Here is a 17,814-nt window from a genome sequence, read left to right as displayed (position 1 = left end):
CTCGCCGCATGCACCTCGTGACGATCTCCGACATCGAAACCGCGGCCGAGCGGGTGAAGGGCACCGCGGTGCACACTCCGCTGCTGCGCCAGCTCTGGGTTCCCGGCGAGTTCTGGGTGAAACCCGAGAGCCTGCAACCGATCGGCGCGTTCAAGATCCGCGGCGCGTACAACGCGATCGCCGCACTCACCGACGCCGAACGGAAACGCGGCGTGGTCGCGTATTCAAGCGGCAACCATGCGCAAGCGGTCGCCTACGCCGCGCGCGAATTCGGGATTCCCGCGGTGATCGTGGTGCCGGACGTCACTCCGCGGCTGAAGGTCGAAGCCACCCTCCGCTGGGGTGCGGAAGTCCGCGAAGTGCCGATCGCGGAACGGGAATCGGCGGCGCTCGCGCTCGCGGAGGAACGCGGTCTCACGCTGATCCCGCCGTTCGACCACCCGGACATCATCGCCGGGCAGGGCACGGTCGGCCTGGAAATCGCCGAGGACCTGCCGGACGTCGAGACCGTGCTGGTCCCGGTCAGCGGCGGCGGCTTCGCTTCCGGCGTCGGCACCGCCATCAAGGCGAAGTGCCCGAACGCGAAGGTCTACGGCGTCGAACCGGAACTGGCCGCCGACACCGCGGCCAGCCTCGCCGCGGGCGAGATCGTGGACTGGCCCATCGCCGAACGCGCCCGCACCATCGCGGACGGTCTGCGGGCGCAACCGTCCGAGCTCACGTTCGCGCATCTGCGGCACGTCCTGGACGGCGTGATCACCGTGACCGAGGACGAAATCCGCGACACCGTCCGTGCGCTGGCCCAGCAGGGCCGTCTAGTGACGGAGCCCAGCGGGGCCACTGCCCCGGCCGCTTACCTGCACCACGCGGACGAACTGCCCGGCGGTCGCACAGTCGCGATCGTCTCCGGCGGGAACATCGATCCGGCGATGCTGGCCGAACTGCTCGCCTAGGCCCGAGCGCCCCAACGCCACATTGGGTGCGTCTGACGCACCCAATGTGGCGTTCGGTGCGTCCCACGCACCCAACGCCACATTGGGGCGCTTAACGGGACCGCTGCGGTCACCAGTTGACGGTCTGGCCTTGGCGGTCCAGATAGTGCAGCCCGCCCTTGCCTGCCCAAGCCTCGATCGTGTCGGCGACGCCGGGGATGCTCTCGTCGATAGTCAGCCGGGCACCCGGCCCGCCCAGGTCCGTCTTCACCCAGCCGGGCGCCATGAGCAGCAGGGTGCGCGGGTCGTCGGCGTGCCGGGCGGCGAAGCTGCGCATGAGCTGGTTGAGCGCGGACTTGCTCGCCCGGTAGACCTCGAAGCCGCCCTTGGTGTTGTCGGCGACGCTGCCCTGGCCCGACGACATCACGCCGATGGTGCCCGTCGCGGGGACCAGGTCCCGCAGAGCCTCGACGACGCGCATCGGGCTCAGCGCGTTGGTCACCATGACCTGGGCGAAGTCCTCGGTGGACACGTCGGCGAAGGTCGCCGAGGGGTCGGTCGTGTAGTTGGTTCCGGCGTTGACGAACAGCAGGTCGAACGCCGATCCGGCCAGCCGTTCGCGCAGCGCCGCGACTTGATCGGGCACCGCGATGTCGACGGTCTCCACCGCGAGCCCGGCCAGCTCGTGCAGCGGGGAGGGCGCCCGCTCGGTCGCGGTGACCTGCCAGCCGCGGCCGAGGAACTCGGCGGCCAGCGCGTAGCCCAGCCCCCGCGAGGCCCCGATGATCAGCGCGCTCTTGGCTTCGGTCATGACCGCCTCCTTAGCTATCAATTGATAGCTAACCTACACTGCCAGGGAGATACCTGTCAAAAGATAGCTATGCTGACCGGGTGAAAGACGACCAGCTTTTCGAGCTCGCCGACCTGATCCTCGCGGTGGCCCGGCACATCAACGCCGCCAAGGAGGCCAACGCCGAGTCGGGGACGCCGCTGGAAGGCGCGGTGATGCGGTTCGTCGACCGGCACCCGGGAACCACGGTCAACGCCGCGGCCGAGGCGACCCAGATGATCTCCAGCAACGTCAGCCGGGCCGTCCGGGGCCTGGAAACCAAGGGGCTGCTGCGCCGGGAAGCCGACCCCGACGACGCCCGCCGGGTACGCCTCTACCCCACCGAAAAGGCCGCGGAGAACCTGCGACGGCTGCGCGACACGTGGTCCGAGCTGCTCGACGGGACGTTCACGGACGCCAAAGAGATCGGCACCTTGATCACGGCGCTGCAAAGCATCGAGACCCGGTTAGTCGCCCGATCCCGCGGCTGATCCGCGCAACCGGGCCAGCACCGCGTCCAGCCCCTGTCGCACCGTCTCCGGCATTCCTTCCGCCCGAAGATGCCCCAGCAACTGCTCGTTGATCCCGCCCGGAGTCATGTGCCGGGCAGTCAGCTCCGTCAACGGCCCGCCGCCGGCCAGTGACTTCCCGACCTGCGCGAATATGTGCGTCACGTACGCCGAAGCAACGTCCGCCTCGACGCCCTGCGCGGCCATCCACCCGGCAATAGTCGCCAGGTAATCCAGGTGCGCGGCGAACGTCGACGTAGCCGCGCTGAACGCTTCCAAACCCGGCTCGTCGCGAGGCACCACGACGCCGCCCACGCGCTCGAACAATTCGCGCGCGACGCCGTCCTCCGGGTACATCGCAGTCAGGCTCTGCCGCTGCGCCGCCTGCGGCAACGGAATCGACCGCACCACTCGCGAAGCCGGAGCGACCAACTCCCGCAACTGCTCCACCCGCACCCCGGCCACCGCACTGATCACCACGTGCTCCGACCGGAACGACAGCTCAGCCGCCACTTCCCGCAGCACCGGCGGCCGCACGGCCAGCACTACCGTGTCCGCTTGATCAAGCACTTCCTGGTTGCTCGCGCACACCCGCACGTCCGGATACCGCGCGGCCAGCCCCGCGCTGATCTCCCGCGAGCGCGGCGACAACGCGACCGGCAAGCTCCCGTCGAGCCCGGTCACGATGGCAGCGGTCAGCTCCCCGGCACCAACAAACCCCAGCACACTTCCCCCACCGAAAGATCAGCGACGCCCGCCTGGATGGACGTGCGTGGGCGGTCCTTCCACCCCGCAATGCAGACAATCCCCGGGATGCGGCGAGTCGTCCGGCTCAGCGGCGCCGAGCACCCCGTTGTGAATTCCCAACGCGATAAGCCCGCCGACGATCGCCAGCACCGCGCAGATCACCAGCGCCGTCTGCCACCCGGCAGTCAGCGCGGCCGGATCCCGGTAAGCCGAACCAGTCAAACCAGCCGCGGCGGGCAATACCGCCACCGCCAGAAGTCCACCCGATCGGGCGATCGCATTGTTGACCCCGGACGCGACCCCGGCATACCGGTCCGGCGCGGCGGCCAGCACCGTCGCGGTCACCGGAGCGACCACAGTGGCCAGCCCCAGCCCGAACACCACGACCGCGGGCAGCACCGACCCGAGGTACGACGAACCCGGCCCGACCCGCGTCAGCAGCAACATCCCGACGCCGACCACGATCGGCCCGACCACCAGCTGCAGCCGCGGCCCGATCCGCTGCGCGAGCGCCCCCGACCGGCCGGAAAGCAGCAGCATGATCACCGTGATCGGCAACCCGGCCAGCCCGGCGAGCGTCGGCGAATAACCCAGCGACACCTGAAGCTGCAGAACCAGCAGCATCATCACGCCGCCGAGCGCCGCGTAAACCACGAACGTCAGCGCATTCGAAAGCGTGAACGTCCGGTCGCGGAACAACGAAGGCGGCACGAGCGGTTCGGCAGCACGGTGCTGGAGCCAAAGAAACAACCCCAGCCCGGCGACTCCGACCACCAACGCGACCAGCACGACCGGATCGCCGATCCCGCGCACCGGCGCCTCGACCAGCGCACCGGTGACCCCGGCCAGCCCGAGCGCCCCGACCGCCGCGGCGACGTAGTCCGGATGCCCGGTCGCCGCGGTATCCCGCGACTCCGGCACGAATCGCCGCGCCATCAGCACGACGACCACCGCGAGCGGCAGGTTGATCAGGAACGCGAGCCGCCACGACCACGCCTGCACCAGCAGTCCGCCGAGCAACGGCCCGACCGCCGCCGCGATCCCGCCGAGCCCGGACCACGAGCCGATCGCGCGCGCCCGGTCCTCGTGCGAGAACGACGACTGCAGGATCGCCAGCGAACCCGGCGTCAGCAATGCCCCGCCGATTCCCTGCAGCACGCGGAACAGCACGAGCAGCTCGGTCGACGTCGCCGCCGCGCACAGCCCGGACGCGAGCCCGAACCACACCACGCCGACCAGGTACACGCGCCGCCTGCCGTAGCGGTCGCCGAGCGACCCGGCGACCAGGATCAGCGCGGCGAGCGCCAGCAGGTAGCCGTCGAGAATCCACTGCAGACCGGCGACCGACGCGCCGAGCTCCTCGCCGATCCGGGGCAGCGCGACGTTCACGATGGTGCCGTCGAGCATCGCCATCCCCGAACCGAGGATGGTCGTCCAGAGCACGCCGCGAGCCGCGGGCGTGCCCCAGCGGATGCCAGTGTCCCCCGCGATGCTCACGCGGTCAGGGAAGCAGCGTGGTGACGAACTTGTACCGGTCGCCGCGATAAACCGCGCGGGCGAACTCGACCGGCTTGCCGTCGGTGGCGAACGAATGCCGGGTCAGCATCATCACCGGCATGCCGACGTCCGCGCCGAGGATCTCCGCTTCCTGCGGCCCGGCCAGCGACGTCTCGATCGTCTCCTCCGCGCGCTCCAGCTCGACGCCGTAATGCTCGCGCAGCACCGCGTACAGCGAACCGCCCGCGGTGATGTGCTTGCGCAGCCCGCGGAACCGGCCGAGCGGCAGGTGCGTGGTCTCGAGCGCCATCGGCTGGCCGTCGGCGAGCCGGAGCCGGCGCAGCCGCAGGATCTTCGCGCCGTTGCGCAGCTGCAGGAGCTTCGTCATCTCGCCCTCGACCGGCAGCTCTTCGAGCTCCAGCAGCTGGGACGACGGCTTCAGGCCCTGCTTGCGCATGTCCTCGGTATAAGAGGACAGCTGCAGCCGCTGCGCGAGCTTCGGCTCGGCGGCGAACGTGCCCTTGCCCTGGACGCGGTGCAGTCTGCCCTCGGCGGTGAGATCCGCCAGCGCCTGGCGCACGGTGGTGCGCGAAACGGTGAACTCGCCCGCCAGCGCCCGCTCGGTCGGGATCGGCGATCCCGGCGGCAGTGCGTCGAGCAGGTCCAGCAGATGCTGCTTCAGCGCCCAGTACTTGGGTTCGCGCTGCCCTCGCGCAGCAGTCCCCGCCTCGCTCGCGGGGGGTGTCTCCAGCATGCCCGGCTCCCTCAGTCTTCCCACATTAAACGCGCCACTGCCCCGTGAGGAAACGTACCCTTCTCCCGACCCGCTCCGCCCGGCTAGCATTGGTCTAGACCTGACCGGACGCCGCTCAGCACACCGGGACACCCGTCCCGGCGGAGAGGAAAGTGATGACCCAACTACGTCCCGGCGAGCACATGGCCGCGGAAATCTCGGAGCAGCCCAGCGTTCTCGCCGGGCTGGTCGAGCGGCGGTCCGGCATCGCGGAAGTGGCGGAAAAGATTTCACAGAACCCGCCGCGGTTCGCTCTGCTCGCCGCTCGCGGTTCGAGCGACCACGGCGCGCTGTACGCGAAGTACCTGATCGAGGTACTTCTTGGCCTGCCGGCCGGGCTCGTTTCGCCGTCCACCGCGACGCTCTACGGCGCTCGCCCGGACCTGCGCGACGTGCTCTTCATCACGGTCAGCCAGAGCGGCGGTTCGCCCGACTTGATCGAGGTCACCGAGGCCGCTCGCCGGCAGGGCGCGCTGACCGTGTCGGTCACCAACACCCCGGACTCGCCGCTGCGCGCGGCTTCGGAGCTGGGTGTCGACATCGGCGCCGGCGTCGAAAAGGCAGTGGCGGCTACCAAGACGTACTCCGCGACGCTCATGGCGCTGTACCTCTTCATCGACGCGATCCGCGGCGGCAAGGGAGAGGACGCCGGGAAGATCGGCGAACTGGCCCAGCAGACGCTCGACGGCGCGGCCGAAGGCGTGCAGCGTGCGGTGGACCGGTATCGCTTTGTCGACCGCGTTCTCACCACCGGCCGCGGCTACTCCTACGCCAGCGCGCTCGAAGCGTCGCTGAAGCTCGCGGAGACGAGCTACCTCGCGGCCCGCGCGTACAGCGGCGCGGACCTGCTGCACGGTCCGGTCGCTGCGGTCGACGGCGAGACCGCCGTGCTCGCCGCCACCAGCCTCGGCCGCGGCGGCGAAGCCATGCGCGAGGTCCTCGAAGCGGTCGGCGAGCGCGGTGCGGACGTGCTCGCGGTCGGCTCGGCGGCGCAGGACGTGCCTGCCGCGCTGCGCATCCCGGTCGCCCCGACGGTCGAGGAATTGGCTCCAGTACTGGAAATCCTGCCGATCCAGCGGATCGCGCTCGGGCTGTCGCTCGCTCGCGGCGGCAACCCGGACAACCCGCGCGGTCTGCTGAAGGTGACCAAGACCCGGTGAGTCTCGTAGTAGGCGTGGACGCCGGCGGCACCTCGACGCGAGCGATCGCGATCGACGCCGCCGGCGTCGTGCACGGCACCGGGGCCGCGGGCGGCGCGAACCCCAATTCGCATCCGCCCGCGGAGGCGGCGGCCCGGATCGCCGGAGCCATCGAATCCGCTTTGGACGGACGGGCCGACGTGCTCGGCGTCGTGGTCGGCATGGCCGGCGAGAGCAAGCTGTCCGACCCGGCGGTCGCCGCGGAATTCACCGCGGCGTGGGAGCGGATCGGTCTCGGCGGCCTGGTCCGGATCACCGGCGACGCCGAGGTGGCTTACGCCTCCGCGACGGCCGAGCCGGACGGGACCGTGCTCGTCGCGGGCACCGGCTCGATCGCCGGGCGCATCCGCGGCCGCCGGATGGTCAGCACGGCGGGCGGCCACGGCTGGCTCCTCGGCGACGAAGGCTCCGGGTTCTGGCTCGGCCGCGAAGCCGTGCGCGCCACGCTCGCCGCGCTGGAAGGCGACGGCCCGCTCGGCGGATTGGCCGAGGCGGTCCTCGCCGAAGCGTTCGGACCGTCCGCAGTGGACTTGTCGGACCGCTCCAAAGTCATGTGGGCACTGGTGACCCATGCCAACGCGGAACCCCCGGTCCGGCTAGCCCGGTACGCGCCGCTGGTGAGTGCCGCGGCCGCCGCCGGAGAGCCCGTCGCGGAGGAAATCGTCGCGCGCGGCGCCCGGCATCTCGTGCGCGTGGCTCGCGCCACGCGCGAGCCGGGAGAAAAAACTCCGATCGTGCTCGTGGGCAGCGTGCTGGCCGAAAACAGCCCGGCCGGGGCTCGCGTGCGGGCCGAATTCGCCGGGCTCAACGTTCTGACCAGCTCCGATGGCGTGCTCGGCGCGGCGTGGCTCGCGGCGGTGGGAGCGTGGGGCGAGGACACCCCGCGACCATCCCGACGGGTGAATGCCACCAAAACTTGAGTGGAAGAGTCGAAACCGTCGACTCAACCCCTCCGGTCCGGGTACCGTAGGAACCGGCCCCCGGACCCTCCCCCCTCGCCGGGGGCCGCCTTAACTTCCGGGTCCGTTTTCGGACTCGCCCGCACCCGGGTCTTTCGCCAGGCGAAGGCCCGGGTGTTCTGCTGGGAGGCTCCGGTAGAGGACCCAGCCGCTCACCGCCACCGTCGCCGCCACCAGCGGCCAGGAGAGCACCGTGCGCGCCACTCCGAGCACCACCACCTGCCCGGTCCACCACAACAGGCCGTAAACGACCACGCGCAGCAAGTACTGCAGCACCCACACGCCGCTCGCCCACGAGTACGCGCGCAGCAGAGCCGGATCGCGCCGCCAGCGGGTCTTCTGCCCGAGGAGCAATCCCACGATCACGCCGAGCAACGGCCAGCGCACCGCGACGCTCGCCGCGAACAGCAGCGCGCTCGCCGCGTTCGAGAACAGCTGCAGCAGGAAGAAGTCCTCGGCCCGGCCGGTGTGCATCGCGATCAGCGCGGCGATCACCACCGCGGCGAGGCTCACCACCACCGCGCGCGCCTTGTCGCCGCGGATCAGCCGGTACGCGCCCAGCAGCACGGCGACGCCGATCGCGACCCCGGCTCCCCAGGCGATCGACTGGGCCGACACGAGCCAGCCGACGACGAACGCGGCGGGCGGGATGCTGGCGTCGATCGCGCCGCGCCGCCCGCCGAGGATCTGCGTGAGCGACTCCCGCGCCGGCCCCTTCGCAGTCTCGTCTGTCACAGCTTCCAGCCTGCCGCAACTCGCGGCGGACCCCCAGGTCGGGAGACCTACCCCACACGGCGCCCGGTACCGGCCCGATCGTGAGCTTCGTCCCGGTGAAAATGCCGTAATAGGGAGGCGGCAACCCCCGACAAGGTAAGAGACTGTGACATCGATGGGAACCGGTCATGTCCGGCGGGAAGGATATGGGGATATCCGACTGTTAGTTGGGGTGTACAACTACATCCGGGACTTCACGGGGAACAGGCGCGCACCAGCGGGAAAGGGGAACCCAGCGTGTACGGGATCAACAGCTACGTAGCCATCGGGGACAGCTTCACCGAGGGACTCAACGACCATCGGGGCGACGGGACGTTCCGGGGCTGGGCCGACCGGCTCGCCGAGATGCTGGCGGGCGGGGAGCCCGGTTTCCAGTACGCGAACCTGTCGCTGCGCGGCAAGATGCTCGACGAGATCATGGACGAGCAGGTCCCGATCGCCCTCGAGCTGAAGCCCGACCTGGTCACGCTGTGCGCGGGCGGCAACGACGTGATCGTGCCGGGCGCGGACGTCGACGCCATCGCGGCGCGCTTCGAGGCGGGGGTGGCAAAGCTGCGCGCGGCCGGGATCCCGGTGGTGATCTTCAACGGGCCGGACACCAAGCAGCTGTCGGTGATGAGCGTGCTGCGCGGCAAGGTCGCGATCTACAACACGCATCTGTGGGCGATCGCGGCCCGGCACGACGCGAAGATGGTCGACATGTGGCACATGGAGCCGCTGCACGACCGGCGCGCCTGGAGCGACGACCGGCTGCACTTCACGCCGGACGCGCACCGCCGGATCGCGCTGCTCACCGCCGAGGTGCTCGGCGTCCCGGTCGACGAGGACTGGCGGGAGCCGTACCCGGCGAGCAGCGAGCCGGCCACCTGGATGACGTCGCGGCGGTCCGACCTGGCGTGGACCAAGATGCACCTGCTGCCGTGGATCCGCCGCCAGCTGCGCGGCGAGTCCATGGGCGACGGCCTGTCGCCGAAGCGGCCGGAGCTGGCTCCGCTCGTCCCGCTCGTGCCGGACAACCCGGCGAGCATCGACCTCGACATGCGGGGCGACGTACGGGGCAACGCGACCGCCTCCTGACCGCCATTCGCTCGACAGTGCCGGTACCGGTGACCACCGGTACCGGCACTGTCGCGAGAGCCACCCGAACGGCGGCCGTCACCAGGTCGCCAAGCGGAGCGGCCCGGCATAGGGTCCCTTTATGTCCGGTGCACGAGGGTGGCTTCGCTTGATCCCCGTCGCAGTGGTGGTCACGGCGCTGCTCGCGGGCATCGTCACTTGGCTGCAGGGCAGCGGAATCCAGGACGACCTCGCCGCGCGATCACGCTCCGCGCTCGACGCGGCCGGTCTCCGCGGCGGCGACGTGAAGTTCTCCGGACGGCAGGCGACCCTCGAGGGGTTCCCGGCCGAAGACGCCGGCCGCGCGCTGGGCATCGTGCAGGGAGTCGACGGGGTCGAGTCGGCGCAGGCCTCCGGCGGCGCCGGGCCGGTGCAATCCGCGCCGTCGCCCTCGTCCTCGCCCGAACCGTCGTCGACACCGCCCGCCAGCCCGCCGCCGAGCTCGTCCGCCCCGCCGTCCGCGCCGCCGACCGACCGCGACGGAATCCAGGCCGAACTGGACCGCAAACTCGCTGCCGCGCCGATCACCTTCGATCCGGACACCGCGCAGCTCACCGATCAAGGCGAGCAGGCCGCGCGCGACCTCGCGCCGCTGCTGCGCGACGCACCGGACAACTTCCGCTACCGCCTCGTCGGCCGGGTCGCCGACGGTCCAGGCGGGCGCGGCGCGGCGCTGAAGCTTTCCCGCAACCGGGCGCTGGCCGTGATCCGGTTGCTGATCCGCGAGGACGTGCCGCCCGACCGATTGCTCGCGGTGGGCAGCACGAGCGCGGGCGGCACGAGCGGTTCGGACAGCGGGAACGACAGCGACCGGCGGGTCGAGATCACAGTGGAACAGAGGTGATGGCGAATGCTCTGGCTCTTCGGGCAGATCTGGCTGTGGCTGCTCGTCTCGTTCCTGCTCGGGGCGGCGGTCATGTGGCTGTTCACGCGCGCGTCCCGGCCGAAGGCCGACGCCGACGCTGAGGCAGAGCCGTACCGGCCCGCCGTCGCGCCGGCCGAGACGCCGGCCGAGGAGACCCGGCACATCCCGCCGGCGAACCCGTACGAGGACTACGAGGAACCGGCGTACCCGCACTACGACGACCAGCCTGAGCGCGTCTACAACGACTATCCGGACGTCGACCCGGACGAGCCGTACAACGGGCAGCACGCGACCCACGACCCGGCCGGGCATCCGCTGCCCGATCCCGAGCCGAGGCTGTCCGGCGAACTGAGCTGGCCCGAGGACGACCAGCGGAGTCCGCACTGGCCGCACGACGAACCCGCGCCCCGCCGACCTGGACGCAGTGGCTGACACCCACCTGGTAGATTCGGCTACGCACGGTAAGCGGGCGCCGAGGGCCCCGGACGACGTCAGGAGGTCCGATGGCGCTTCCGCACTGGACGCCACAGAACCTGCTGCCGCCCGGCCGCCACCACGCCGACCTCGCCGACGTCTACGAGCGGCTGGTCTACGACGCGCCGCACCAGAACGAGCGCGAGATCCTCTTCAGCGCGCTCAACAGCTACCTCGGGGTCGCCCAGCGGGTGATCACGTCCGGGCGGGCCTGGCTCGGCGGCGCGTTCGTCACCCGCACGGCGCATCCGCCGCGCGGGCTCGACGTGGTGCTGCTGCCCGACGAATGGGGCGCGTTGAAGCGGCTTGACGACAGCGGCCGCACCGCGCTGTACGGCCTGCTGACCCTGCGCGGCATCATCGTCGGCCAGCCCGCGATGTACCTCGACCAGATCCAGCCCGTCGGCGGCATGCTCGACGGCTTCCTGTGCCGTCCCGGCGACGAGGACGTGTGGGAATCGGTGTGGGCAGAAGGCGGCAGGGGCGTCCCGGAGATGGTGTGGTGAGGAACGAGTTCCGGCGGATCGCCGACGAGATTCCCGGCGGCACGTGGCTCGACGACCTCGCGCGCGCCTCGGCGATGGCGGCGAACGCGAAGTTCGAGCGCACCTGCCGCGCACCGCTGCTGCACGTGTCGGTGATCGGCGAAACGCACATAGACGCCTACACCTTTTCCGACATCAGCCGCGCGCTGCAGGACGCGACGGCGAAGATCGGCCACATCATCCGAAATCCGTCGAATGAGGTCACCTTCGTTCAGCAGGCGGACCGCGACAAGGCCCCGTTGATCCAAAAAGGACAGGCGGGCAACGCGATCTTCTTCGGTTTCCCGGAACCGGCGGTCGACGACGCGCTGATCCACGACGGCATCGAAACGCTTTCCGAGCGCGCGGTGAAGGAACTCTGCGATTTCCTGCCCGCCAACGGTTCCGACGACGGCGCGCTCGACGCGGTGCTGCTGCAGCGCGACACGGTGCGCAACGCGGTCAGCGACGTCGTCAACGCGGTCAGCAAGCACGCGGGCATCGGCATGGCGCTCACGCCCACCGCGGGCGAGCAGGTGACCCGGAGCATGACCACCGAACAGGCTCGGGTGCTGCAGGGCAGCCTGCGCGAATCGCGCGAGGCGGTCGGCTACGAGACGGTGACCGGACGCCTCGACGGCGTGCGCACCCGGCGGCGGATTTTCTATCTGGAGCGGGAATCCGGCGGAACCATTCAGGGCGCGGTCGCCCCGGATCTGCTCGACCAGATCAAGGAAAATCTCGATCGCCCGGTGACCGCGCGGTTGCGCGTGGTGCGCACCACGACCATCGACGGGCGGCGCGGCAGGCCGGTGCACGAACTTCTCGAGATCACTCCGGAAGTCAACCTTTTCGATCAGTGAAATGGCGCGCGGGCACGCCCGCGTCGCCAGGTCAGGGCCGCCGGGTAAGCGCGCGGTCGCTCTTCGGAATCATCGGCTCGTCCTTTTCGGCCAGTAAATGGCGCCACTTCGCGCAATCCGGCGGGAAATGACCCCGATTGGCCGAACGCGGTAAATGAATGACATTATCTCTCGATAACGATTATTCCAACTTCGCGGGCATCTGCGTTAGCGTCTTCGCCAACACAGCGGAAGAGGCACGCATGACGACCGAGCAGCCGTATCCGGCCGCACCCGCACGACACAGCCGGACCACTACTCGCCCTGGTCCGCACCGTCCAGCACCGCACGCGCCGGCCCGGACGCCCCAGCAGGCGCCGCCCCGAAGGAAGGCGAACTGGCCCGGCGGCCTCGGAGTCACGCTCGGCCTCGCCGCGGCCGGTGTCGCGTTCCTGCCGGATTGGGGTTTCCTCGCCTGGCCGCTCGCCGGCGTCGGGCTCGTCGGCGGAATTGCGGGAATCGTACTTTCCTCCCAGGGCACAATGCGCGGATTGGGTGTCGCACTCACCGGAACCGCGCTTTCCGCACTCGCCGTCCTGTTGTGCGGCGCGATGGCGCTGTACCCGTCGATGTTCGGCACCGCGCGGGCGGGCGACCTGCACATCCCGCCGCAGCCGGGCGAGAAGCATTCGGTCGACTTCGTGGTGACCTCGGCGGGCGGCGCGACCGTTCGCTACGGCACGCTGAACGACCAGCGCACCGCGTCCACCCCGCCGAGCACCGACGACTGGCACGGCCACGCCTCCTACAGCGGCGGCGCGCCGATCCTTTCGCTGACCGCGGACACCGCCAACGCGGGCGTGACCAACCAGATCAGCTGCCAGATCCTCGTCGACGGCAAGAAGGTCGCCGAGAGCAGCGGCAGCTCGATCGCGCTCTGCACGTCGAACGTCGAATAAGAGCCTGGCGGCCGGCCGGCCTACCCCCATCTCGGCCGGCCAACCGCCACCGAGCCGCTCCTGGCGGCTCTTCCAGGTCCGCGCGGTGCTTGCCGCGGTCCCGTCGCCGGCTTCACAGCCTGCCCCTCCCCTAGGGCTCCGCCAGCGTCGCGGCCGACCCTACGCGCGCTGACCGCCCGATGGCTAAGAATCCGCTAAGCGGACGCGATTATTACCATGCAGACCTGCGAAAACACAGCTGAACGTTGTACAAGAGCCGGGCTCGCCGACTGCCCGCTCACTCCCCATGCCAGGAACGTAAGCCGCGCGACGTCGGACCGCTGATCGTCCACAAAGGACGCCGATAGTGCCGGAATGCCCGATTTGTCACCATGCGGCCGGGTCTTGAAGTCCGTGAAGGACTCCTTGAGGGAATCAGATTCCTTCAAGGAGTCCTTCACGGACCACAACCCGGCTTCCGCTCCCAGGTCCGGGGCCCACCGCGACGTGCGCTCAACCGGATCAAGCCAGCTGAGCCGCGGAAACACGCCGGAATCGCGTCCGCATCGCAGCCTTAAGTTCCTGGCATTGACTCCCGCAGGGTTCCCCTCACGTACCTGGGAAGACGCGGCACCCAGGCATCGCCGCTCACCCCAGGTCGGCCGCTTCCTTCCGCAAGTCCTCGACCTGCCGAGGGTTCATCCGCTCGTACAGCGCCACCGCCCGCCAGTACTGCTCCTTCGCCGGGTCCAGCCGCTCCTGGGCGCGCAGGATCCGGGCCAAAGTCACGCGCAGGATGCCCTCCTGCAGCTCGAACTGCCGCGCGGCAGCCAGCGACACGGCCTCCCGCGCGTAGCCTTCGGCCGCGTCCAGATCGCCGATGTCCAGGTGCAGCTCAGCGAGGTTGTTCAGGGACACCACGGCGTAGCTGTCATCGCCGAGTTCGCGATCAATCTTCAACGAGGCCAGTTGGTGGGTGATCGCCTCGGCGGGACGACCGGCGCGCTTCTCCGTCTCGGCGCAGTTGTTGAGCGCCTGGCCGCGCAGTTCGAGGTCGCCGGTGCGCTCGGTCTCCGCGACCGCCTCCAGCAGCCGTTCGATCGCCTCGCCGTAGCGGCCGAGCAGGGTCAGCACGCTGCCGAGGTGGATCTTGGCGACGATGAGCGAACGCCCGTCGAGCACCGCCGCCAGACCGACCGCGCGTTCGGCGTCCGCGATGCTGCCGTGGGCCAGCTCGAAGGTGAGCGCGATGGCGCAGCGGGAGATCAACATCCAGCACTGGCCGAGCGGTTCGTCGGCGGCCTCAGCGGCAGCCAGTCCGAGGTCGACCAGCCGGATCCATTCCTCGTACAGCGGGCAGACGACCCGGTAGGTGTGCGCGACCCGGGCGAGGCGCCAGACGTCGGCGTAGCGGCCGTCGGCGTGTGCGGCGTCCAGGACGGCCAGCAGGTTCGGCCATTCCGCGGCGAACCAGTCCTGCGCCTGGGCGAAGGTTTCCAGCGGCGGCAGCGCGTCCGGCGGCACGAGGCCGGTCAGGTCAAGCGGGTCGACGATCCGCAGCATCTTCCGGCGCGCGGTGTCCGAGGCGGCCTGGTGGTAGCGGATCGCCCGGTCGAGCACCGCCGCGCGTTCCGCCGGGTCCAGTTCGGTTTCCGCGAGTTCGCGCAGATAGAGCCGGACCAGGTCGTGCGGGGCGAAGGCGTCGCGCGAGGTTTCGGCGATCAGGTTGTGCGCGGCGAGCGTGCGGAGTTCGCGGCGGGCCTGCGCGACCGGGATCTCCGCGATGGCCGCCGTCAGGTGCGGTCCGGTGTGCCGGGCGGGCACCGCGCCGAGCCGCAGCAGCGTCCGGGCGAGGCTGTCCGGCAGGCCGCGGAACGAGACGTCGAACGCGGCCCGCACGCCGTCGTCGGCTCCGGTGACGTCCAGGCCCGCCAGCCGGGTGCGTTCGTTGCCCAGCTCGCCGACGAGGTCCTTGAGTGTCCATTGTGGACTAGCGGCGAGCCGGGCCCCGGCGATCCGCAGCGCGAGCGGCAGGTAGCCGCACAGCCGGGCCAGCGCGTGGTTGAGGTCGAAGTCGGCGGGCCCGGCCAATTCCTCGATCACGCTCACCGCGGCTTCCGGCGCGAGCGTGCCGAGCACGCGCAGCTTCGCCGCGTGGGACACGGCCAGCGCTTCCAGCCGCGACCGGCTGGTCACCACCGTCATCGATCGCGCGCCCGGCGGCAGCAGCGGACGCACCTGTTCGGCCGAACGCGCGTCGTCGAGCAGCACGAGCATCCGCCGCCCGGCGATCAGCGAGCGGTACAGCGCGACGCGCTCGTGCACTCGCTCCGGCACCTCGTCGGCGGGCACGCCGAGGCCGAGCAGGAACTGCGACAGCAGATCGCCCGGTTCCAGCGGCGGCTGGTGCGGGTCAAAGCCTTGCAACGCCGCGTACAGCACGCCGTCCGGGAACAGCCGGGCCGCGCGATGCGCCCACCAGATGACCAGCGCGCTCTTGCCGACCCCGGCGGTGCCGGACACGATCACGGTGCTGTCGCCGCGTTCAGCGAGCCCGTCGAGCCACTCCACCTCCGCCTCGCGCCCGGCCAGCGTCGGCAGCGCAGGCGGCAGCTGAGACGGCGCGACGGCCTGCTCCGGCACCGCGCTCTCGTGCGCGGCGAGATCGTCGTTGAGCACCCGCTCGTGCAGCGAACGCAGATCAGCTCCGGGTTCGACGCCGAGCGAGCCGAGCGTGGCCCGCGAGACGGTGCGGTACAGCTCGAGCGCTTCCCCTCGCCGCCCGGCGTGGTAGAGCGCGCGCATCAGCTGCCCGGCGATGCGTTCGGCGAGCGGGTCGGCGCGAACCAGCGGGCTCAGCTCCACGATCAGCTCGTCGTAGCGGCCGAGGTCGAGATCCGCGTTGACCCGGGCGTAGCGGATCGCGTGCCGCAACTCGTCCAATTCGGGCGCTCGCACCGAATCGGGCACGCCGGACAGCGTCGGGCCCTGCCACAGCGAGAGCGCTTCGGCGAGCAGCTTCGAGGCGCTCTCCGGCGGTTCCAGCGCGGCCTGGTCGAGCAGCGCCCGCGCGCGGTGCGCGTCGATCCGCTCCGGGGCGAGGGAAAGCTGGTAGCCGGGCGGGCGGGTGTTGATCACCGCGACCGGTTCGGCCATCTCCCGCAGCAGACGGCGCAGCTGCGACACGTTGCCGTGCACGATGGTGCGGGCGGTGGCGGGCGGATCGTGGCCCCACAGCGCGTCGATGATCTCCTCGAGCGGCACCACCTTGCCCACGCGCAGCGCGAGCAGCGCCAGCAGCCCCCGCACCCCGGGGCCGCCGACGGGAACCGCTTGGCTGCCGTCGAGCAGCCGCACCGGGCCGAGCAGTTCGACCCGCGCGCCGGCATCGGCCATGCTCGCGCGCACCTCCCAGGCTCTCCCCCAGCCAGACAGGCCAACTTACCGTCAGCGGCAGCTCACAGAAACCGCTCTTTCGTGAATTTGCTACTCCGACCGAAGGCAGGCCGTCCCGCACCCCGGCACGTAACCGTTGCTACGAAGCTGTTAGGCCGTGGCTGTGGTCGGATTGGCAACGATCGGCACAGTCGCCCCCTGAACAGACGAGTCCGGCCCCCGCACCATCAGTCCCGATCTGATGGTGCGGGGGCCGGACTCAATAATCGTCGGCCGGGCCGCCAGGGGGCGCGGTCCACCCGTGCATCGCGGCCGTCCGCCCGCGGTTCGGGGGGCTCACCCCGAGCAAGAACCCGGACCGCCGCGGACAACCATGCCTCCGCAGACGAGCTGCGAGGTGGCGACAACGTAACAGGGCGCACATTCTTCGTTACGAGCGACCCGCCGGTTGGCGAAGGTAACGCTGGTCACCGCGCGATCGGCGCGGGGTTGCGGCCCGCGATGAACGACGGCCGCCGCTCGCCGGCGGCGAACGGCTCCTGCAACGCGTTCTCCACGCTGTTGAACACCAGGAAGATGTTCGAGCGCGGATACGGCGTGATGTTGTTCGACGACCCGTGCATGATGTTCGAGTCGAACCACAGCGCCGAACCGGCCGACCCGGTGAACTGGTCGATGCTGTAGTCGGCGGCGAGCTTCGTGATGTCGTCCGGCGACGGCACCCCCACCCGCTGGTCCTTGAGCGAGCTCTTGTAGTTGGCGTCCGGGGTCTCGCCGACGCACTGCACGAACGTGCGCTGGGAGCCCGGCATGACCATGAGCCCGCCGTTGTAGGGGTAGTTGTCGGTGAGCGCGATCGAGCAGCTCACCGCACGCGGCGACGGCATGCCGTCCTCCGCGTGCCAGGTCTCGAAATCGGAATGCCAGTAGAAGCCGGTGCCCTTGAAGCCCGGCATGTAGTTGATCCGGCTCTGGTGGATGTAGACATCCGAGCCGAGGATCTGCCGGGCCCGGTCGAGCACCCGCGGATCTCGGATCAGCTCGGCGATCAGGCCGGAGATCTCGTGCACGTCGAAGATCGAGCGGACCTCACCGGTACGGGACTCGGTGATGACGCGCTCGTCGTCGCGCAGCGACTCGTCCGAGGACAGCCGGACGACCTCCTGCCAGTACGTCTGGACCTCACCGGGCGAGAGCAGCCCGTCCACGACCGTGTAGCCCTTGGCGTCGTGATTCGCCAGGGTCGCGGCGTCGATCGGGCCGTCAGCCTCGGTACCCCACACAGTGGGGTGCACGCGCGGAAGGTGCTCCGGCGTACCGGTGATCCGGGTCGGGTAACCGTCGTCGACCCGGGTGTCCATGATCGTCACAGTGGCTCGCCTCCAGTTCTTCTGGCGTTTCTTCTTTCTCGGGGTGGTGG

The 17,814-nt window shown here is 70.3% G+C and carries 17 protein-coding genes; 10 read left to right on the top strand and 7 right to left on the bottom strand.

Annotated elements, in window-relative coordinates; genetic code table 11:
• The first annotated feature begins 8 nt into the window (after nt 1-8).
• Nucleotides 9-953 carry a threonine ammonia-lyase gene (locus tag ACFORO_RS17690; protein ID WP_377871033.1) on the top strand — a complete coding sequence of 315 codons (945 nt, stop codon included), beginning with the start codon at nt 9-11 and terminating at the stop codon, nt 951-953.
• 109 nt (nt 954-1,062) lie between these two features.
• Here the strand turns inward: ACFORO_RS17690 and ACFORO_RS17685 are convergent, their stop codons facing one another.
• On the bottom strand, nt 1,063-1,743 hold the full coding sequence (locus ACFORO_RS17685) for an SDR family NAD(P)-dependent oxidoreductase (protein WP_377871034.1): 681 nt from the start codon (nt 1,741-1,743) through the stop codon (nt 1,063-1,065).
• An 80-nt stretch (nt 1,744-1,823) separates the two neighbouring features.
• On the opposite strand from ACFORO_RS17685, the gene ACFORO_RS17680 reads away from it, so the two are divergent.
• Nucleotides 1,824-2,252 (top strand): MarR family winged helix-turn-helix transcriptional regulator, encoded by a 429-nt coding sequence (locus tag ACFORO_RS17680; protein ID WP_377871035.1) that lies wholly within the window; start codon nt 1,824-1,826, stop codon nt 2,250-2,252.
• Here the strand turns inward: ACFORO_RS17680 and ACFORO_RS17675 are convergent.
• From ACFORO_RS17675 to ACFORO_RS17665, 3 genes are read right to left on the bottom strand one after another with little or no spacing between them, the layout of a single operon-like run.
• A complete protein-coding gene (locus tag ACFORO_RS17675; protein ID WP_377871036.1) occupies nt 2,229-2,996 on the bottom strand; it encodes an NAD(P)-binding domain-containing protein in 768 nt (255 codons plus the stop codon). The genes ACFORO_RS17680 and ACFORO_RS17675 overlap by 24 nt on opposite strands.
• An 18-nt stretch (nt 2,997-3,014) precedes the next feature.
• Nucleotides 3,015-4,514, bottom strand: a complete 1,500-nt coding sequence (locus ACFORO_RS17670) for an MFS transporter (RefSeq protein WP_377871037.1) — start codon at nt 4,512-4,514, stop codon at nt 3,015-3,017.
• 4 nt (nt 4,515-4,518) lie between these two features.
• Entirely contained in the window at nt 4,519-5,268 is a 750-nt protein-coding gene (locus ACFORO_RS17665; protein WP_009084055.1) for a GntR family transcriptional regulator, read from the bottom strand.
• Nucleotides 5,269-5,423: 155 nt separating this feature from the next.
• Between ACFORO_RS17665 and ACFORO_RS17660 the strand changes: the two genes are divergently transcribed.
• Both ACFORO_RS17660 and ACFORO_RS17655 read left to right on the top strand, forming a co-directional pair.
• The gene (locus tag ACFORO_RS17660; RefSeq protein ID WP_377871038.1) at nt 5,424-6,467 is read left to right on the top strand and encodes an SIS domain-containing protein; all 1,044 of its coding nucleotides are present in this window, start codon (nt 5,424-5,426) and stop codon (nt 6,465-6,467) included.
• The gene (locus tag ACFORO_RS17655; protein ID WP_377896584.1) at nt 6,464-7,426 is read left to right on the top strand and encodes an N-acetylglucosamine kinase; all 963 of its coding nucleotides are present in this window, start codon (nt 6,464-6,466) and stop codon (nt 7,424-7,426) included. Before ACFORO_RS17660 ends, ACFORO_RS17655 begins: the two co-directional genes overlap by 4 nt.
• Nucleotides 7,427-7,516: 90 nt before the next feature.
• Here ACFORO_RS17655 and ACFORO_RS17650 read toward each other — a convergent pair whose 3' ends face one another.
• On the bottom strand, nt 7,517-8,200 hold the full coding sequence (locus tag ACFORO_RS17650) for a DUF3159 domain-containing protein (protein WP_377871040.1): 684 nt from the start codon (nt 8,198-8,200) through the stop codon (nt 7,517-7,519).
• A 276-nt stretch (nt 8,201-8,476) separates the two neighbouring features.
• On the opposite strand from ACFORO_RS17650, the gene ACFORO_RS17645 reads away from it, so the two are divergent.
• From ACFORO_RS17645 to ACFORO_RS17620, 6 genes are all read left to right on the top strand, one after another.
• Nucleotides 8,477-9,316 carry an SGNH/GDSL hydrolase family protein gene (locus ACFORO_RS17645; RefSeq protein ID WP_354739948.1) on the top strand — a complete coding sequence of 280 codons (840 nt, stop codon included), beginning with the start codon at nt 8,477-8,479 and terminating at the stop codon, nt 9,314-9,316.
• Between the two features lie 148 nt (nt 9,317-9,464).
• Nucleotides 9,465-10,199, top strand: coding sequence for an OmpA family protein (locus ACFORO_RS17640; protein ID WP_377871041.1), 735 nt, complete (start codon nt 9,465-9,467; stop codon nt 10,197-10,199).
• A 6-nt stretch (nt 10,200-10,205) separates the two neighbouring features.
• Nucleotides 10,206-10,652 carry a LapA family protein gene (locus ACFORO_RS17635; RefSeq protein WP_377871042.1) on the top strand — a complete coding sequence of 149 codons (447 nt, stop codon included), beginning with the start codon at nt 10,206-10,208 and terminating at the stop codon, nt 10,650-10,652.
• 71 nt (nt 10,653-10,723) lie between these two features.
• A complete protein-coding gene (locus ACFORO_RS17630; protein ID WP_344265085.1) occupies nt 10,724-11,200 on the top strand; it encodes a DUF6932 family protein in 477 nt (158 codons plus the stop codon).
• Nucleotides 11,197-12,081: a hypothetical protein gene (locus tag ACFORO_RS17625; RefSeq protein ID WP_037809292.1), complete on the top strand. Its 885-nt coding sequence runs from the start codon at nt 11,197-11,199 to the stop codon at nt 12,079-12,081. Before ACFORO_RS17630 ends, ACFORO_RS17625 begins: the two co-directional genes overlap by 4 nt.
• A 242-nt stretch (nt 12,082-12,323) precedes the next feature.
• Nucleotides 12,324-13,019: a hypothetical protein gene (locus tag ACFORO_RS17620; protein ID WP_377871043.1), complete on the top strand. Its 696-nt coding sequence runs from the start codon at nt 12,324-12,326 to the stop codon at nt 13,017-13,019.
• Between the two features lie 627 nt (nt 13,020-13,646).
• Here ACFORO_RS17620 and ACFORO_RS17615 read toward each other — a convergent pair.
• Together ACFORO_RS17615 and thpD are read right to left on the bottom strand one after the other, a co-directional pair.
• Entirely contained in the window at nt 13,647-16,394 is a 2,748-nt protein-coding gene (locus ACFORO_RS17615) for an AfsR/SARP family transcriptional regulator (RefSeq protein WP_377871045.1), read from the bottom strand.
• 467 nt (nt 16,395-16,861) lie between these two features.
• Nucleotides 16,862-17,764, bottom strand: coding sequence for an ectoine hydroxylase (gene thpD / locus ACFORO_RS17610; protein WP_354739938.1), 903 nt, complete (start codon nt 17,762-17,764; stop codon nt 16,862-16,864).
• Nucleotides 17,765-17,814: the final 50 nt, after the last annotated feature.

This window comes from Amycolatopsis halotolerans (assembly GCF_042647905.1).
Taxonomy (GTDB): domain Bacteria; phylum Actinomycetota; class Actinomycetes; order Mycobacteriales; family Pseudonocardiaceae; genus Amycolatopsis; species Amycolatopsis halotolerans.
The sequence above is the reverse complement of the archived record's forward strand: the minus strand, read 5'-3'. Positions and strand labels throughout refer to the sequence as shown.

Bases quoted from the DNA above. Each gene is read 5' to 3' on its own strand.
- ACFORO_RS17690 (WP_377871033.1), top strand. From the start codon at position 9: ATGCACCTCGTGACGATCTCCGACATCGAAACCGCGGCCGAGCGGGTG.
- ACFORO_RS17685 (WP_377871034.1), bottom strand. From the start codon at position 1,743: ATGACCGAAGCCAAGAGCGCGCTGATCATCGGGGCCTCGCGGGGGCTG.
- ACFORO_RS17665 (WP_009084055.1), bottom strand. From the start codon at position 5,268: ATGCTGGAGACACCCCCCGCGAGCGAGGCGGGGACTGCTGCGCGAGGG.
- ACFORO_RS17660 (WP_377871038.1), top strand. From the start codon at position 5,424: ATGACCCAACTACGTCCCGGCGAGCACATGGCCGCGGAAATCTCGGAG.
- ACFORO_RS17635 (WP_377871042.1), top strand. From the start codon at position 10,206: ATGCTCTGGCTCTTCGGGCAGATCTGGCTGTGGCTGCTCGTCTCGTTC.
- ACFORO_RS17630 (WP_344265085.1), top strand. From the start codon at position 10,724: ATGGCGCTTCCGCACTGGACGCCACAGAACCTGCTGCCGCCCGGCCGC.
- ACFORO_RS17620 (WP_377871043.1), top strand. From the start codon at position 12,324: ATGACGACCGAGCAGCCGTATCCGGCCGCACCCGCACGACACAGCCGG.
- ACFORO_RS17615 (WP_377871045.1), bottom strand. From the start codon at position 16,394: ATGGCCGATGCCGGCGCGCGGGTCGAACTGCTCGGCCCGGTGCGGCTG.